This window comes from Microbacterium sp. VKM Ac-2923, assembly GCF_022815605.1.
Lineage (GTDB): Bacteria > Actinomycetota > Actinomycetes > Actinomycetales > Microbacteriaceae > Microbacterium.
The window spans coordinates 274,883-291,419 of record NZ_JALGRP010000002.1 but is presented as its reverse complement, the minus strand read 5'-3'; the positions used below and the strand labels follow the sequence as shown (position 1 = coordinate 291,419).

Below are 16,537 nucleotides of genomic sequence, written 5' to 3'. Positions count from 1 at the left end.
CCCTGCCGCCGGCTCACGCCGGCAGCGTCTCCACGAACGCCTCGAGCGCGACGCGGTACGCGGCGTCGGGGTGGGTCTCGGCGACACGCCACAGCGGCGGTAGGTCGAGGGTGCGGATCAGTGCCGCACGCTCCCGGACCGCCGCCTCGGCCCCGGCCGCGCGTAGAACGGCGATGCCCTCACCGAGCGCGTCGAGGTAGTCGCGCAGCACGTCGAGCTCGCCGAGTCGCTGGGTGATCGAGCCGCCATCGCGACGCTGCCGCCACTCGACGGCCACGACCGGGATCACGTCGAAGGTCGCGGCGAGCGTGTACATGCGCTGAGCGAGAACCTGGTCCTCGTAGTAGCGCCCCTCGGGGAAGCGGAGCTCGTGCGTGCGCCAGAAGTCGGTCCGGCTCGCCTTCGACCACGCGACGATGTTCCCGGATGCCGCGGGGTGCGCCGCGAGCGTGGTCCGCTCCCGTGCCGGATCGATGGCGGCGGTGACCCACGGCTGCACCTCGCCCGCGGTGTAGCCGGGTCCGTCGGCATCCGGTCGGAGGCGGACGTACCCGCCCACGACGAAGTCGCTGCCCGTGCGGTCGAGGGTGTCGGTGAGGCGCGTCAGCGCGTCAGGGCGCATGACATCGTCGGCGTCGAGGAACGCGGTGTAGGGGGTCTCCACGAGGGCGAGACCGGTGTTGCGGGCCGCCCCGAGACCGCGTTGCGCGTCGTGACGGGTGAAGCGGAACCGGGGGTCGGCGGCCGCCGCGTCGGCGAAGATGCGGGTGGTGTCGTCCGTGGAGCCGTCGTCGACCAGCACGGCGGTCCAGTCGGCATGCGTCTGCGCGCGCAGCGAGTCCAACGCCTCCTCCGCGTACTCGGCGACATCGAAGCCGGGGACGATGACGGTGACCGCGCGGGAACTCACCCGCGCGATCCTACGGCGGAAACAGCCTCGACTACCGTATCGGCGACCGCATCGAGGGATGCCGTGAACCGGTGCGGCAACGTGAAGCGTACGGCGGTGCGTGCGTCGTCGGGGGCGATGCCCAGCGCCAGGAGGACGTGGGATGCCTCATCGCTGCCCGCGGCGCACGCGGATCCGCTGGACGAGACGATGCCACGGCGTTCGAGTTCGAGCAGCACTGTCTCGCCGTTGATACCGGGGAAGACGAAGCTCGCCGTGCCCGGCAGTCGCTGCGACGGGTGCCCGGTCAGCCGCGCGCCGGGCACGCCCGCGAGCACCCGCGCGACGAATGCGTCGCGCAGGAGCGACGCGCGTGCGGTGTCGTCAGCGCGCTCCGCCTCGGCCAGTTCCAGGGCGCGGGCGATCCCCACCGCGCCGGCGACGTCCGGGGTGCCCGCGCGGCGTCCGCGCTCCTGCCCACCCCCGTGCAGCAGGGGCTCGAACGGCAACCGTCCGCGAACGGCCAAGATGCCCGTCCCCTTGGGGGCGCCGATCTTGTGTCCGGCCACGGTGACGGCATCCGCCCCCCGTCCCGCGAGCGGGAGCCACCCCGCCGCCTGCACGGCGTCGAGGTGGAGGGGGACGCCGTGCTCGTGCGCCACGGCCGCGAGGGCGGCGGCATCCTGCACCGTGCCCACCTCGTTGTTGGCGTACCCGATGCTGACGAGCGCCGTCTCGGCACGCACGGAATCGGCGAGTGCGGCGGGAGTCAGGGTGCCGGTCGAATCGACCGGGGCGTAGGTGACCTCGACGCCGTGCAGGCGCGCGAGGTAGTCGGCCGAGGCGAGCACGGACTCGTGTTCGATGGCCGTGGTCACCAGATGGGTCTTGCCCGAGCCGAGGACCAGCCCCTTGATGGCGGCATTGTTCGACTCGGTTCCGCCGGACGTGAACATCACGTCGCCCGCGCGCATGCCGAGCACCCGTGCCACCCGCGCGCGTGCGTCGTCGAGGGCGGATGCCGCGGCCTCGCCGACCTCGTGGTGGCTCGACGGGTTGCCGAAGTACCGTTCGAGGTAGGGCGCCATGGCTTCGAGCACCTCGGGCCGCACGGGGGTGGTGGCGGCGTTGTCGAGGTAGAGCGTCACGTCGTCTCGATGCGGATGTCGAGGCCCAGATCGAGCGAGGGCGCGGAGTGCGTGAGGGCTCCGACCGAGATCACGTCGACGCCGGTCTCGGCGATCGCGCGGACGGTCTCGAGGGTCACTCCACCCGACGCCTCGACCTGCGCAGCTCCCGCGATGCGGGCGACCCCGACCCGCAGGTCGTCGAGCGAGAAGTTGTCGAGCATGATCGTGCCGACACCGGCAGCGAGCACCGCGTCGATCTGGTCGAGGCGGTCGACCTCGACCTCGACGTGTGTCGTGTGCGGGAGCCGGGCGATCGCGCTCTCGAGCGCCTGCGTGACCGAGAGCCCTGTCGCCGTCAGCACGGCGAGGTGATTGTCCTTGGCCATCACGGCATCCGAGAGCGAGAACCGGTGGTTGTGCCCGCCGCCGTCGCGGACCGCCTGTCGTTCGATCGCGCGCAGGCCGGGGGTGGTCTTGCGCGTGTCGACGATGCGGGCGCCCGTGTGCGCGACCTCGGCCACGTACCGGCTGGTCAGCGTCGCGATCCCCGACATGCGCTGCACGAAGTTGAGACCGATCCGCTCGGCGGTCAGCACCGCGCGAGCGGGACCGGCGACCACGGCGAGCGTCTCTCCCGGAGCGAACGGCGCCCCGTCGGCGACGAGCTGTTCGACCACGATCGACGGATCGGTGAGCGTGAAGGCTGCGGCGAAGACAGCTGCCCCGCTGAAGACCCCCTCCACGCGGGCCACGAGCGCCGCTCGGGCACCCGCGTCGCCCGGGATGAGGGTCTCGCTGGTGAGGTCCCCCCAGGGTGCGTCCTCCTCCAGGGCGGCGGAGACGACGCGGTCGATGACGGCTCGAGTCAACATGCGAGGACCTCCTGGGTCGGGGCGGTGGATGCCGGAACGACGGGCGCGCCCTCGGCGTCGGCGTCCGAGCGGTAATGCGCGCCGACCGACACCGTACGCGCGCGGGCGGCGGAGACGACGTGGCGCGCGACGAGGAGCAGGTTCGCGTCTTCGATCGAGCGGGGTGAGGTGTCGGCGCTCCAGGCGGCGAGCATTGCTGCTGCGCGATCGAGCCCGGTGGCATCGCGCACAAGGCCGGCGTCGGCCCACATCAGCCGTTGGAGGGCCGCGCGGGAGAACGGCGGCGCGTCGATCGCGGCGGCCGCCCTCGGTGCCGCGGTCGATGCGGCGGCGACGGGCCAGTCGCCCCCGCGCGCTGCGGCATCCCCGGCGCGCGCCCCGAACACCGCCCCCTCCAGGAGGGAGTTGGATGCCAGGCGGTTGGCGCCGTGCACGCCCGTGCGGGCGGTCTCGCCCACGGCGTACAGGCCCGGCACGGTGGTGCGCCCGTCGAGGTCGGTCACGACCCCGCCCATCAGGTAATGCGCCGCCGGCGTGACCGGGATCGGCTCGAGCGCCCAGTCGAGACCGCGCTCGCGCACGGCGGCGTCGATGGTGGGGAAGCGCTGGGCGAGAAGCTCGGCTCCCAGCGCCGTGGCATCCAGACGCACGGGGCGACCGTTCTGGGCGGCCATCGCGCGGGCGTTCGCACGGGCGACGACATCGCGCGGCGCGAGCTCGCCGTCGGGGTGGGCGTCGAAGCAGAAGCGGCGTCCGGCATCGTCGATGAGGGTCGCGCCCTCCCCGCGCACGGCCTCGGAGACGAGGAAGGGCGCGCCCGCGGCGAGGGCGGTGGGGTGGAACTGCACGAACTCGAGGTCGGCGACCTCGGCCCCCGCGCGCAGGGCGGCCGCTATTCCGTCGCCGGTCGCGCCGAGAGGGTTGGTGGTGTGCGCGTAGAGCTGGCCCGCGCCGCCCGTCGCGAGGATCACCGCGTCGGCCTCGATGCGCTCGCCGCCGTCGAGCTCGACGCCCACGACCCGGCCGCCGTCGCGCACGAGGTCGCAGAGCAGCGCGTTCTCGCGCACGGTCAGCCCGGCGGAGCGTACGGCGGCGCCCAGCGCCGTTTGGATCCCGGCGCCGGTCGCGTCTCCACCGGCGTGCAGCACGCGCGGCACGGCGTGCGCGGCCTCCAGCCCTCGGGCGAAGTCGCCGCCGAGCGTGCGGTCGAAGTCGACGCCGCGCGCGACGAGCTCGGCGATGCGCTCCGGGCCCTCGCCGACCAGCACGTCTACCGCGGTCGGGTCGTTCAGTCCCGCGCCGGCGGTGAGCGTGTCGGCCGCGTGGGAGGCGACGCTGTCGCCGGGGTCGGTCACGGCGGCGACACCACCCTGCGCCCAACGCGTATTGGTGTCCGACAGGGACCCCTTGGTCACGACCGTGACCTGGCATCCGTTCTCGGCCGCGTGCAGCGCCGCCGTGAGGCCGGCGATGCCGCTGCCCACCACGACGACGGTGGTCATTTCACGGCACCGCTGGGCTTGGCCGCGAGCATACGCTCCAGGGCGACGGTGGCGGGGTCGGCGACGTCGGCGGGGACCGTGATGCGGTTGACGACCTCACCCGCGACGAGCGACTCCAGCACCCAGGCGAGGTAGCCGGGGTGGATGCGGTACATCGTCGAGCAGGGGCAGACGACGGGATCGAGGCAGAAGATCTCGTGCTGCGGGTACTGCGCGGCGAGACGCTGCACGAGGTTGATCTCGGTGCCGATCGCGAAGGTCGTGGGTTCGGTCGCAGCGGCGATGGCCTTGCGGATCAGGTCGGTCGACCCCGCCTCGTCGGCGGCATCCACCACGTCCATCGGACACTCGGGGTGCACGATCACGCGCACCCCGGGGTGGTCGGCGCGGGCCTTGTCGATCTGGTCGACGGTGAAGCGCCGGTGCACCGAGCAGAACCCGTGCCACAGGATGACGCGACTGTCGACGATCTGCGCGTCGGACGACCCGCCGAGCGGCTTGCGGGGGTTCCACATGGGCATCTGCTCGAGGGGCACGCCCATCGCCTTGGCGGTGTTCCGGCCCAGGTGCTGGTCGGGGAAGAACAGCACGCGGCGCCCGCGCGCGAACGCCCATTCGAGGACCGTGCGGGCGTTCGACGAGGTGCAGACGATGCCGCCGTGCCGCCCGACGAATCCCTTGATGGCGGCGGAGGAGTTCATGTACGTCACCGGGATGACGGGAACCAGGCCCTCGGCATCCGGGGTGTCGAGGTCGCCGAGCACGTCTTCGAGCTGTTCCCAGCACTCCTCCACCTGGTCGATGTCGGCCATGTCGGCCATCGAGCACCCGGCGGCGAGGTTCGGCAGGATGACGGCCTGCTCGGACGTCGACAGCAGGTCGGCGGTCTCCGCCATGAAGTGCACGCCGCAGAAGACGATCGCTTCGGCCTCGGGGTGCTCGAGGGCCGCATTGGCGAGCTGGAACGAGTCGCCGACGTAATCGGCGTGCCGCACCACCTCTTCGCGCTGGTAGAAGTGCCCGAGCACGACGACGCGATCGCCGAGCGTCTGCTTCGCCGCGCGGATCCGCGCATCGAGCTCGTCGTCGGACGCGTCGCGGTACCGCTGCGGCAGCTCTCCCTGGCGCGGCGCACCCGTGGGGATGACGTCGCCCATCGACGAGCCGGGGCCGTACCCGGGGCGCGTGTCGAAGTCCCACGGGCCGACGGCGAGGTCGGTGGTGCACGTGGCGTCGATCGACGCGCCGGAGACGATCGCCTGGATCGCGTGATCGACGCTCGGGTCGATCGCGGGGCGGGGCTGCAGGGTGAGGGGTGTGGCGGCCATGGGCGTTCCGATCAGTGACGGGTGGGGAGCGGGCCGCGGTCGGCGAGCTCCACATCGCGGTTGTAGCGGTACAGACGGGCGGGGCGGTGGCTTCCGGTGCGGAAGCGCTCGGTGGGGATGAGGGTGTCGGACGTGTCGACCTGGCGCCGGAAGTTCGCCGGATCCAGCCGCTTGCCGAGGATGGTCTCGTTGACCTCGCGGAGGTCCGCGAGCGTGAACTCGTCGGGGAGCAGTCCGTGCGCGATGCGGCTGTAGCCGACCTTGTTACGCAGGCGCCACAGCGTGTAGTCGACGATGTGGTTGTGATCGAAAGCCAGCGTCGGCAGATCGGTCGCGTCGAACCACTCGACGTTCTCCGGGGCGTCGCCGCCGCGGGCGTGCGCTGCCACCTGCGCGTCGACCTCGTCGGAGCGCAGGAGCGCCCAGTACACGATCGACACGACGCGGGCGGGGGAGCGGTCGACGGCGCCGAAGGCGTAGAGCTGCTCGAGGTAGCTGGGGGTCAGGCCCGTGGTTTCGGCCAGGGTGCGGGATGCCGCGACGTCGAGCTCCTCGGTGGGGTCGAGCCACCCGCCGGGCAGCGCCCATCGTCCGTCGAAGGGATCGCGCGTGCGGCGGACGAGGGGGAGCGAGAGCACGGGCTCGTCGTCGGCGTCGCGGCGCACGCTGAAGATCACGGTCGACACCGCGACGCGCACGTCGGCGCCGCGGGGCTCGGGTTCAGGGGTTCGTGTCATTGTGACCATATCTCCAGCATCGATCTTAGTGTCATCTCGACTCGAAGGGCGAATCGGCGTTGTTCTGCGGGCTCGGGGCAGGGTCTGGGGCGGTTGGGGAGGGGTCCTGGGGCGGTTGGGGACGGACCTGGGGCGGTTGGGGAGGGGTCCGGGGGCGGTTCGGCGGGGCGAGTGGGCTCGGGGTGGCGCAGGCTGTCCGGGGCGCGTTTCGTGCAGTGGGGCGGGGGACGTCCGCCCCACTGCACATAAGGCGCCCCGGAACCCGTCGGCCGGGTGGGTCGGCTCGCGCGGGCCGGATGCTCCCGCCCTGGGCGAGGATGGCGGGTTTGGGGCGGGATCCGCGCATCGGGGCGCGATTCGCCCGCCCCAACGCGCCGATCGTGCCCCACAACCGAGCGTCAGCCCGACGCGGAGCCGGAGCCCGCCACTCCACCAGCTCCGGCCGCGTCGAAAGGGTTCTCTCAGACGCGCGGCTTAGCGTGAGAGTCGGATTGGGGAGGTCGGATGCCGATCATCGACATCGTTCTGATCGCCCTGCTGGTGATCGCGCTCATCACGGGCCTGGCACGGGGATTTCTCGCGACCATCGGCTTCTTCGCCGGTCTCGCCGTCGGCGCCGTCGCCGCCTACTGGGCGACCCCGTTCGTGGGGCAGTGGGTCACCTCGCCGTCCTGGCGCGGCCCGGCGATGATCCTCACCGGCGTCCTGTTCCTGCTCATCGGGTCGGGCCTCGGCACCGCCGTGGGCGGTGTCATCCGTCGCGGTGCCGATCGCATCAAGCTCCGGGTGCCCGAGCGCCTCCTCGGCGGAGTGGTCAACGTCGCCGCCGCAGCGCTCGCCATCTCGTTCGCCGCCGGATCGTTGACGCACGTGGGGGTGCCGGTCGTGTCGGCGGCGCTCGGTTCCTCGACCGTCGTGCGAACGATCGACGACCTGACTCCGGCGCCGGTACGCGGGGCGCTCGCGGAGCTCCGCGGAACCGTCTTCGCCGAGGGCATCCCGCGTCTCGGGCAACTCATCCAGATCGGCCCCGTGCCGAGCGCCCCCGCGGTCGCGCTCGATGATCCGGCCCTGACGCAGGCGGCGCAGTCGGTCGCCCGCATCTCGGGCACCGCGTACGCGTGCGGTGTGACATCGAGCGGGTCGGGATTCGTCGTGGCCGCTGACCGCGTGATGACGAATGCCCACGTGGTCGCCGGTGTCGACACCCCGGTCGTGGAACTGCCCGGTCGCCCCGCCCGCGAGGGACGCGTGGTCTACTTCGATCCCATCGACGACATCGCCGTGGTCGCCGTCGACGGTCTGGATGCCGCGCCCCTCCCCGTCGTCTCGACACTCGACGTCGGCTCGCCGGCCGTGGTGCAGGGATACCCCGGCGGAGGTCCGTTCACTTCGGGGAGCGCCCAGGTGCTGTCGGAGGGAACGGTTCCCGTCCCCGACATCTACGACGGTTCGTCCGCGCCGCGCGACATCTACGCCCTGGCCGCGATCGTCCGCCCCGGTAACTCCGGCGGACCGCTTCTCACCACGGGTGGTGAGGTCGGCGGCATCGTGTTCGCCCGCTCCGACACCGACGACAACGTCGGGTACGCCATGACGCCGGTCGAGCTCGAGCCGGTCATGGGGCAGATCGACGCGCTGACGGCGCCGGTGGCATCCGGGAGTTGCACGCGGGGCTGAGCTCGGAGATCGGGCGCCCCTGTCATCCGTGGCGCGCGGCGGTCAACCGGCCCTCCGCAGTCGAGCCGGTTGGCGGAAGTGCCGGCGCTGTCGGTGCGTCCGCCGGGGCCCAGACGTGAGGGACCGCACTTTGTCAACTTCCACATCTTCCGACTAACTGGCTCGGGTCCTTTAGGTTCGGAGGATGCTGGACTCGAAGACCCTCGCCGACCTCATGCAGGACTGGGGCTCGCCCCTCGTCGCCGCGATCATCGGCGCCGTGGTCGGCGGGCTCGTGACGCTCGCAGTCGGGTCGGCGCAAAGTCGGCAGGCTCGACGCGAGCGTTACGGTCAGACCCTTCTCGACGCGCTCGGGCGGGCACGAATGCACGTTCAGCGCGCAATGAGCAAGCTCAATGCGGCGGGGGAGGGCGCTGCGCTCGACGTGCCCGTGGTGCTTCAGCAGGAGGCCCGCGACATCTGGGTCAACGCGCACCTCGCGGGCACGGTGGAAAGGTCGAAGGAGGGACGCAGAGCCATCAGCGGCTGGGCTCTCCACCATGATGAGTCGCTGCTAGGAGGGTCCTACCGGTTCACAGAGCTGGAGTGGATGAACAGCCATCTCCAGCTCGGCGAGTACCTAGTCACCGCCTGGATGGCGCGTGAGGCTCCCGGGCGCGACTTCAAGCTCAGCCGCGACGACGCCCTCTTGAAGTACGCCCCTCGGTACAGAGAGGGCGACGTGCCTCTGTACGCAGGCCCGCACTAGTCTTCGGGCATGGACTTCTGGGGTGCCATCTTTCCGAACTACATTGCGGCTCTCGGTGGGTTCGCCGCCACGGTGCTCGCCGTCGTATCTCTGATCCGCGCCGATCAGGCGCGGGCACGCACAGCGCAGACCGCACTGAGCGAGATGCAGACGCGGCAGGTAGTTCAGGGAACGCTAGAGCAACTCGTCGCTGCCTCCGGTGTCAACCGGGCGTACGAGCAGCGGGAGCGAGCCGATGAGGAACGGCTCGCACGGGAGAAGGAGGAGGCCGCGCGGATGTCCCGGACCGCGTATCAGCGTCTGTTAGAAGAACTGCGAGAGGCGACTAGGGACCCCGCCGCGGATCCGCGCTATGTGCCGTTCCCGACGAAGGCCGAGCGCGATTCGTGACCTCTGCCGAGATTCGCGGCGAGACCGCGGGCGACCAAGAAATCGCGTACATGCGGACACATCCGGACGAAGAAGAGATTCGCTCGGTGGAGGCGGAAATCAGTGAACATCCCGGACATCGCCTCCACTTCAGGCTCCGCGACCTTCGAAGAATCTTGGAGGCTTGGGCCGGATTCTCACAGGCCCTGAGCGCGCTTCTTTGGGCGTTAGAGACGAAAGAGGAGATGCATAAGGAGCTAATCGCGAATGTCGGCCCCGGATCGGGTCGCGACCAAATCATCCGCGCGCTAGACCAGGCGACAATCGCGTACGTAGCCGGTCTCGGCGCCGTCATTGACCACGGGCGCAACATCAGCAAAGGGCAATCTGCAACCCTGAGGCATGAGTACGACGAGCGCTCGCGCAAGCTGCTGGACACCGTGGCGGGTGCCGCATTCCTGGGCAAGCTGCGAAACTACGTGCTGCACAGCATCGCTGCGCCGTGGGTGTTCAACGGCCAGTTCACCACCGATCCACCGATATCGAGCGCCGTGGTCGCCCTCGAAGTAGAAGCCCTCTTGGAGAACAAGACCGCGTGGACGGCGGATGCTAAGACGTTCATCTTGGCAAGCGGCGACAGGGTGCCGCTTTCTCCGATCCTCGGCCCATACCTCTCGGCGATGTGGGAGCACATTGGGTGGCTCATCGAACGGGTGGCCGATGAGAACGAGGACTTGTTCCGGGAGGCCGACGAACTCATCAAGCGCCGCAACCTCCTGCTCACCGGCGGCGTCTCGGACGGCCGGGATTGGGAGGCCCGGATAGCGCACGTACAGGAGAACATCAATCGAGTGGATCGCGGCGAGCCTCAGATCAACTTTGAGACAGGGGGGCCCTTCTCCGACGAGGACCAGGCGTCCACGGGCTCGTGAGAAATCGTCCACGAAGAGCGGAGCGAAAGGGTCTCTGGTGTGAACGGCACAGTCAGGTATCAGGAGTTTCGGGCCGCATGTAGGCGGTTCGACCGCGACAACCTTCTTCGACTGCTTAGCGTTGTATCGCGCGGTTGGGACGGCTCCACACATGACGAGCGGGGGAGAACCCGCTCATTTCTCCCCTGGGACATCGCTGGCATCACGGCAACAACGCTCCAATGGGGGACGTCCGGAGGGCGAGTCGCGACCCTAGATGACGTTCGTGCTCTCTGTCATATGCACCTTCAGCTCGAACACCCCGGCGAGGGCGAAGAGGACTTCGGGACCAAGAAGATTCTGCGGTTGCTGTACCAACAGATTCCGTACCAGCGCTCCGCGCAGTTGGCGAGCTGGGCGCGCCCTGTGGCGCTCTTCGAACAGACGCCATTCCCCCAAGGGGTACCAGCCTGAAGCTCTGAGCGACAGCTGGGAGGAAGATCTACTCGGCTGCTCAGTCGGCGTGTGGAGTTCGGTCGGTTTCGCACTGCACTCGGCTGCCATTCATCAGGGCAGCCGGTACCCCTTCGCGTGGGAGCCGGGAATCGCTGCTGCGCTGACAGCGCTGGGAGGCCCGGATGCCTTCGACACTGTGGTTCGTCGAGGATTCTCGACGAATCTGGACGACTTTCATCGCACCCGACGAGAGATCACGGCTAACTACCCCGGCTCCTCGGCGCAGCAGTTCACCCGCGAGCCGTTCTCGTACAACCCTATTCACACGACGCCGCTAATCGGGGGCATCGACGACTTGTTCCTTTCCCCATGTGTGCCCGCTATCGAGGTTCGCTCGACCGTTTACGGCATCGCTTATTCGGGTATTGAGCGGTGGCGAGAGGCGTTCACTCACGACGTCGGGCAGCTCTTTGAACAGTACGTCGGACGCCACCTTCGGCTCGTCGAAGGCGCCGAGGTGGTGCACGAGATTGAGTACGGGCCACGGAAGAGCCGCATGAAGTCGGTTGACTGGTTCCTCGTTCTGCCTCACGTCGTCCTTCTCATTGAGTGCAAGGCGATGATGCCGCGGCGGGATATGCAGGAAGGGATCGGCTCGCTCGCAGAGATGCACGACCGTCTGGAGAAGCCGTTGAAGCAGATCAACCGTTCTGCCGCCGCGGTGGTCGGCCAGTCCGAGGAGATGCACGTCATTCCTGCCGACAGACCCATGGTTGGTCTGGTGGTGACGCTGGGGAACTTCGACCTCGCAAACGCACCTGACGTGCGCGAGCTTTATACAACCGCCAACGTGCCGACAGCGTTCATCGGGATCGATCTCCTGGAGCAGATCGTCACAGCGCCCGCCGACGAACTGGATGCGCTGTTCGCCGACGCGCCCAATCAGCTCACCGGCCCCGGAGTGCTGGCAGGGGACGGTTGGGAACTAACGCTCTCTGAGAACGCCGTGCTCGAAGAGGCATGGTCGTCTATTCCACTCATCAAGTTCATCGACGGCTACCGCGAAGCGGCGGAGGGCTCAGCGGCGCCGCCTGCCTGAAGTGTGTCTGATGGTCATGGTTCCGCCCTTCTGGGCACACCTGCACACTGAGCCTGAGGGCGGAACCAGGAGGACAAGTGCGCGGCTCGCAACGCGGCGTCAGCACGACATCGGTGGGTCCATGTGTCGCCGCTGGAGTCCGTGCGGCAGCGGCGTCAGAGCGCTTGCCATCTCTCGGTGCTTCCACGGCCGAGCCCGCCATAGGCTCTGAGCATGGCATCCCCTGTCGTCGTGGACGGTCGTCTCGACCGTGAAAAGCTTCTTGAACTGCTCGCCATCGGCGCCGAGCACGATGAGCTCGATTTCAAGGCGACCCTCGATCTCCTAGACGCAAAACGGAAGCTCGGTTTCGTTCTCGACATAATCGCGATGATGAACGCCGCGGGCGGGTTCATCGTGCTTGGTGCCCACGACAACGGCAAGCCAGCACACGACCGCGCGCCCCTGGATGCGGGCCGGTTCGATTCAGCAAACCTCGGAGCGCTTGTGGCACGTCACATCGTGGCTCAACCCCGCGTCACATCTCAGGTGCACGAGGTCGAGGAGAGGGTCATGGTGCTCGTGCATGTAGCACCGTCACTTTCCGGGCTGCCCGTCATCGTCAGCAAGGTGGGCGAGTACGACGCGGGCGACGGGAAGACGAAGAAGACGGTTTTTCAGCAAGGCGTCGTCTACACACGCGAGGGTACGCGGAACGTCGCTGCATCTGATGCCCACTGGGATGCTCTTCTAAGCCGTTATCGGTCGCGACTTCTCGCTGAAGCTCGCGAAGGTGCTGACATGCTCATTCGGCGCTTCGTCGAGAGCCTCGGGCCGTCCTCACCTGGTGCTCCCTCCCTCCCGCCGCTGCTGCTGGAAATGGACCCGGAATCGTTTGTCGAAGCGCTGCGTCAGCACATCGACGCGGGCAGCAACGCGACGATCACCCGGTTTCTTCGCGAGGCGCGCCGAGCCGCGAGCTACAACCAGACGGCAGATCCTGACGAGGGCGGCGCGATCCTCGACAAGCTCGCGCTCGCTGGCATCGAAACCATGCGCTCCCGGCGACCAGAGCTGTTTGAAGCTGTGATCGCGGCACTACACCGGGTGTATGAGTCTGGCGGGCCGGTCAACGAATACTCGACCACCAGCCTCAACATCTTCGAGGTTCCCATCGCGGCGCATTGGCGTGAGGTGCTGGTCCGGGTCTGGCTCATCGGTGCCGCCGCGGAACGTGAACGAGACTGGGCTTCCATCCGGCTCCTGGCGCTGCGCCCAGTGGACTTGGGCGGTGGGGAAAAATACCCATCGTGGCTTCGGCACGGCATTGTGTACGCGTCCCGTGCACGATTATTCGCGGAAGAGAATCATGGCGATGCCCTGGTGCTGTCGATGGCGCGCGAACATGCGACAGAGGTAGAGATTCTCGCTGACGACATCCTGCTCCGCGACGCGGCCGACCCGGTCGACGAGCTACTTGACTCGCTTGCCCGGTTCGACATCCTCTGGTGCCTCGTCATGGCAATAGGCGCGGACGACCTCTCGTATCGCCTGTACCCGAGCGCAGCAGCGCTCAATCAAGAGCGCGCAAATCCCGCCCTTCGGATGGTGGCGACGTCACCCGAGGTGCGTGAGCAACTCGCGCCGGGGGTCACCGACCGCGAGTGGGCTGTTGCGCTCCGCGATGTGCTGGATCTTGCCGTCACGCAGTCTCGCAACCATGGCACCTCCTGGCGCGGTAGCAACGGGGATGGCGCTGTGTTCAGCTTCATCCGCGCGCACCTCGGAGATGCCTGACATGCGTGTAGACGTGCGCTAGCTCCCCTTCGAGAGGTGCGCGCATCTGGCGGGCGTCCGCCCGACCAGAGGGCGGGCAGCGAGTTAGGTGCACCGCGTGTCGAGGGTGACCGCTAGCTTGCTGGGTATGACCGGATCCGGTGAAGTTGATAGCGAGTTTGCGGAGCGATGGCGAGCAGCACTGGACGACCTGGAAGCCTCCGATGTTTTCCGAGTGACTCCGGCTGATGACGAGGACCGGCTTCCTTCCTTATGGCTACGGCTCCGCGAGGCTCAGGACACCGGAGGCTCCGACGACGTGGTGGAGCTGGCAAGCCTGCTGAGCCAAGTGGCGTCATTCAGCCCGCGAGCCGATGATTGGGCGGCCCCATACGAGCCGATGCTAAACATGATCGAGGGCCGCACCGCGATGCCGAGCGACCTAACTGACTCACAGATCGACGTACTCGTGGTCGTCTCGGGTGTCCTGCCTGACGCCTTGCTCCGTGCGCGGGTGTTTGACGTGCTGGCTATCCGAAGCGCGGCGGGCTCGGATCGTGCGCGTTGGTACCAGGCCGAAATGAACGCTGTCATCGAAGCAACGCTCGGAGGCGAGAGGTGGCATCGGGATCGCGACATGTGGGATCGAGCGCTCCTGGTGGGTCGTCGCGGTGGAAAGCCGATGGCTGCCAGCCTCGACGCATTAGCGGGAGCCCTGACCGATCACGCGTTGACCGCAGACCTCTCGGAGTTCCCCGGCTCGGTTGCGGACTTGCTTGACAAGCACAGCCTCGCGCGCGATCGGGCGGACGCCTTAGCTAAGCGGATGCGCGATCTCGCTTTGTCGGCAGAAACGGAGGCGGCGCGCGGCTATCGCGACCGCGCCGCGAGGTGGCACGAGGTAGCTGGAGACCCCGATGAGGTCTCAGTTGACCGTCTAGCAGTTGTAACCAGCCTGATCGCGGAGGCTGAGGGTCTCGATGTTGGAGCGGATACCGGTTCGCATCCGCGGTCGGGATACCTGTACGAACGAGCGATGAAGGCGCTCCGCATGATTCCTCGAAAGCGGCGGGAGACGCTCGGGGTATCCGAGCTGACGACCGAGTTGGGTAGACGCATACGGGCGGCCGGCGCAGCAACGCTAGGAACGATGGGGGTGTTCGAGTCAGAGTCGGTTGACCTATCAGAGGCGCGAGACCACAGTATTGAGGCCGTGAGCGGCAAAGACGCTCTCGAAGCACTGAGGGCGTTCGTCAACCTCACGTCCTTCAGCTCACTGCGGGACGAGCGCGACCGAGCCGACCAACTGCTCGCGGAGCACCCGCTCCAAACTCTTTTCTCGAATATTCACTTCGCGAGCGACGGCGAGTAGTACATAGGTCGGGCGGGCAGGGCGGTGAGCCAATCTATGGCGAGGATCCGGCGACCTGGCGGCAGATGATCCAGGCATACGAGATCAAGGTCTCTTTGACGGTGCAGGGAATGCTCGCGCCTGCGTGGATGGCGCTCAGCAACGAGCACCGTTTGATGCTCGGAGACTTCGTCGCGATCATGCATGGAAGCTCGATCATCCCGTCGGACAGGGAACGGCTCATAGCGCAGGCGTTGTACTACGGGTACGACGGCGACTTCCTCACTGCCGCGCAGCTACTCGCCCCGCAGGTCGAGAACATCGTGAGACTGCACCTCCGCAATGCCGGACAGCAAACCAGCACTATGGATCGAGGCGTGGAGCAGGAGATTGGCCTGTCCGCTTTGATGGGCCGCGAAGCCGTATCCGAGATTTTTGGGGAGGACATCGCATTCGAGATCCGGGCGCTGTTCTGTGGCCCGATCGGGCCGAATCTGCGGAACGACTTCGCGCACGGATTCGTGAGCGACGCCTCGGTTGGCTCTGTGCACGCGCTCTATTGCTGGTGGTTCGTTCTCCGCCTGGCCTTCGTCCCGTTCTGGAATCGGATACACGACACACGAACCGCCGACAGTCACGAGCCTGCGGAACGTGACCGACAGTCTGCGCGCGAGGATGAGACGGAGAGCGAGCCAGGTCCCTGATGTTCTCCTACTCCGCGTAAGACAGCACCTGCCATCCAGCGGATGCGTCCCACCGTGTGACGGAGGAGCCGTTTCCCACGAATAGCCAGAGATGCGTGAGCGGCGCCATATCGCGAGGGGTTCGGCTTCGAACCTCCTCCGGGTCATGGTCCATGCGCTCGAACGTGGATTCGATCGCTTCGTACCGGCGTCGGCAGTCCTTCGAGACGCGAAGTTGTTCGGCGGTCTGCTCCGCCCAAGCGCGACTCATCGTCAACAGGACGTCATCGCCGAACACCCCGAAGCTCTGAAGTGGGCGCGGCGCACGGCGGTCTGGCACGAACTCATTATCGATTCGCGGGCGCTTTGCCAAGAATCGATCTGGGAACCCTTTCAGCTCATCTCCTGGGCTCCTGGGCTCCTGGGCTCCCGGGCGACCCGAGATAGCCACGGGCTCAACCCCTCACCCGGAGAGCCTTGCGGGCGGCGTCTCGGAATCCGATCTCGGCGTCACCCAGCGCCTCGTCGTCGGCTTCGTACGCCGCTTGCATGTCGGCGTATGCGTTCGCCACTTCAGCGGGTCCGAGGATCGCGAGCGGGGCGAGCCCCTCCGCCACGATCGTATACAGCTTGTCCGCTTGATCCGGGAGGGCGAGGAGCCGGGGGTCATCCTCGGAAGCCCCATCCTTTGTGGCGATCTTCATCAGCTTGGACCGATTGAGATCGAAGCCCTTCGTGATGGCGAAAGCCTGGCGCACATCTCGGCGAGAGTATGCCTGCGCGGCGGTTGAGCATTCGCGCTAGCCGGGACAGCGGGCGGGCGTTCGGGTACGATCGACATCGAGAATCCAACTCTTCAGCCGCTCTCGTCTTGCAGGACGGGGGCGGCTTCTCATTGCCAGCCCGCGGCGGTGTTGGGTGCACTGTAGCCCCGCCGCAGAAGCCCTGTCTATTTCGTGAAAGATCGCGCTAACCAGGGGAAACCTGTTCGCGCAGAGTACGCGCTGGATATGCACAGGGTTCCTAA

15 protein-coding genes are annotated in these 16,537 nt (G+C 67.8%); 8 read left to right on the top strand and 7 right to left on the bottom strand.

Annotated features, from left to right (window positions below; genetic code table 11):
- Positions 1-13: 13 nt before the first annotated feature.
- The 6 genes from MT347_RS04520 to MT347_RS04495 are packed head-to-tail and all read right to left on the bottom strand — an operon-like array spanning position 14 to position 6,458.
- A complete protein-coding gene (locus tag MT347_RS04520; RefSeq protein WP_243498484.1) occupies positions 14-910 on the bottom strand; it encodes a glycosyltransferase family 2 protein in 897 nt (298 codons plus the stop codon).
- Positions 907-2,037 (bottom strand): cysteine desulfurase family protein, encoded by a 1,131-nt coding sequence (locus tag MT347_RS04515; RefSeq protein ID WP_308194204.1) that lies wholly within the window; start codon positions 2,035-2,037, stop codon positions 907-909. The genes MT347_RS04520 and MT347_RS04515 overlap by 4 nt, the downstream gene beginning before the upstream one ends.
- Positions 2,034-2,891, bottom strand: a complete 858-nt coding sequence (gene nadC, locus MT347_RS04510; protein WP_243498481.1) for a carboxylating nicotinate-nucleotide diphosphorylase — start codon at positions 2,889-2,891, stop codon at positions 2,034-2,036. The genes MT347_RS04515 and nadC overlap by 4 nt, the downstream gene beginning before the upstream one ends.
- Complete coding sequence (nadB, locus tag MT347_RS04505; protein WP_243498479.1) at positions 2,885-4,393, bottom strand: L-aspartate oxidase; 1,509 nt, start codon at positions 4,391-4,393, stop codon at positions 2,885-2,887. The genes nadC and nadB overlap by 7 nt, the downstream gene beginning before the upstream one ends.
- Complete coding sequence (gene nadA, locus MT347_RS04500) at positions 4,390-5,721, bottom strand: quinolinate synthase NadA (RefSeq protein WP_243498477.1); 1,332 nt, start codon at positions 5,719-5,721, stop codon at positions 4,390-4,392. Before nadA ends, nadB begins: the two co-directional genes overlap by 4 nt.
- A gap of 11 nt (positions 5,722-5,732) precedes the next feature.
- Positions 5,733-6,458, bottom strand: a complete 726-nt coding sequence (locus MT347_RS04495; RefSeq protein ID WP_374206490.1) for an NUDIX domain-containing protein — start codon at positions 6,456-6,458, stop codon at positions 5,733-5,735.
- Between the two features lie 504 nt (positions 6,459-6,962).
- On the opposite strand from MT347_RS04495, the gene MT347_RS04490 reads away from it, so the two are divergent.
- From MT347_RS04490 to MT347_RS04455, 8 genes are all read left to right on the top strand, one after another.
- Positions 6,963-8,138: a MarP family serine protease gene (locus MT347_RS04490; RefSeq protein ID WP_243498473.1), complete on the top strand. Its 1,176-nt coding sequence runs from the start codon at positions 6,963-6,965 to the stop codon at positions 8,136-8,138.
- A 184-nt stretch (positions 8,139-8,322) separates the two neighbouring features.
- Positions 8,323-8,886, top strand: coding sequence for a hypothetical protein (locus MT347_RS04485; RefSeq protein ID WP_243498471.1), 564 nt, complete (start codon positions 8,323-8,325; stop codon positions 8,884-8,886).
- Positions 8,887-8,895: 9 nt separating this feature from the next.
- A complete protein-coding gene (locus MT347_RS04480; RefSeq protein ID WP_243498469.1) occupies positions 8,896-9,276 on the top strand; it encodes a hypothetical protein in 381 nt (126 codons plus the stop codon).
- Entirely contained in the window at positions 9,273-10,187 is a 915-nt protein-coding gene (locus tag MT347_RS04475; RefSeq protein ID WP_243498467.1) for a hypothetical protein, read from the top strand. Before MT347_RS04480 ends, MT347_RS04475 begins: the two co-directional genes overlap by 4 nt.
- A 502-nt stretch (positions 10,188-10,689) precedes the next feature.
- Positions 10,690-11,721: a nuclease-related domain-containing protein gene (locus tag MT347_RS04470; protein ID WP_243498464.1), complete on the top strand. Its 1,032-nt coding sequence runs from the start codon at positions 10,690-10,692 to the stop codon at positions 11,719-11,721.
- Between the two features lie 213 nt (positions 11,722-11,934).
- Positions 11,935-13,497: a helix-turn-helix domain-containing protein gene (locus MT347_RS04465; RefSeq protein WP_243498463.1), complete on the top strand. Its 1,563-nt coding sequence runs from the start codon at positions 11,935-11,937 to the stop codon at positions 13,495-13,497.
- Between the two features lie 127 nt (positions 13,498-13,624).
- Positions 13,625-14,848 (top strand): hypothetical protein, encoded by a 1,224-nt coding sequence (locus MT347_RS04460; protein ID WP_243498461.1) that lies wholly within the window; start codon positions 13,625-13,627, stop codon positions 14,846-14,848.
- A gap of 65 nt (positions 14,849-14,913) precedes the next feature.
- Positions 14,914-15,531 (top strand): DUF4209 domain-containing protein, encoded by a 618-nt coding sequence (locus MT347_RS04455; protein ID WP_243498459.1) that lies wholly within the window; start codon positions 14,914-14,916, stop codon positions 15,529-15,531.
- A gap of 434 nt (positions 15,532-15,965) precedes the next feature.
- Here the strand turns inward: MT347_RS04455 and MT347_RS04450 are convergent, their stop codons facing one another.
- Positions 15,966-16,268 (bottom strand): hypothetical protein, encoded by a 303-nt coding sequence (locus MT347_RS04450; protein WP_243498457.1) that lies wholly within the window; start codon positions 16,266-16,268, stop codon positions 15,966-15,968.
- Positions 16,269-16,537: the final 269 nt, after the last annotated feature.

Coding starts and splice junctions, on each gene's coding strand:
- MT347_RS04480 (WP_243498469.1), top strand. CDS start 8,896: ATGGACTTCTGGGGTGCCATCTTTCCGAACTACATTGCGGCTCTCGGT.
- nadA (WP_243498477.1), bottom strand. CDS start 5,721: ATGGCCGCCACACCCCTCACCCTGCAGCCCCGCCCCGCGATCGACCCG.
- MT347_RS04485 (WP_243498471.1), top strand. CDS start 8,323: ATGCTGGACTCGAAGACCCTCGCCGACCTCATGCAGGACTGGGGCTCG.
- MT347_RS04490 (WP_243498473.1), top strand. CDS start 6,963: ATGCCGATCATCGACATCGTTCTGATCGCCCTGCTGGTGATCGCGCTC.
- nadB (WP_243498479.1), bottom strand. CDS start 4,393: ATGACCACCGTCGTCGTGGTGGGCAGCGGCATCGCCGGCCTCACGGCG.
- MT347_RS04460 (WP_243498461.1), top strand. CDS start 13,625: ATGACCGGATCCGGTGAAGTTGATAGCGAGTTTGCGGAGCGATGGCGA.
- MT347_RS04455 (WP_243498459.1), top strand. CDS start 14,914: ATGATCCAGGCATACGAGATCAAGGTCTCTTTGACGGTGCAGGGAATG.
- MT347_RS04495 (WP_374206490.1), bottom strand. CDS start 6,458: ATGACACGAACCCCTGAACCCGAGCCCCGCGGCGCCGACGTGCGCGTC.
- MT347_RS04465 (WP_243498463.1), top strand. CDS start 11,935: ATGGCATCCCCTGTCGTCGTGGACGGTCGTCTCGACCGTGAAAAGCTT.
- nadC (WP_243498481.1), bottom strand. CDS start 2,891: ATGTTGACTCGAGCCGTCATCGACCGCGTCGTCTCCGCCGCCCTGGAG.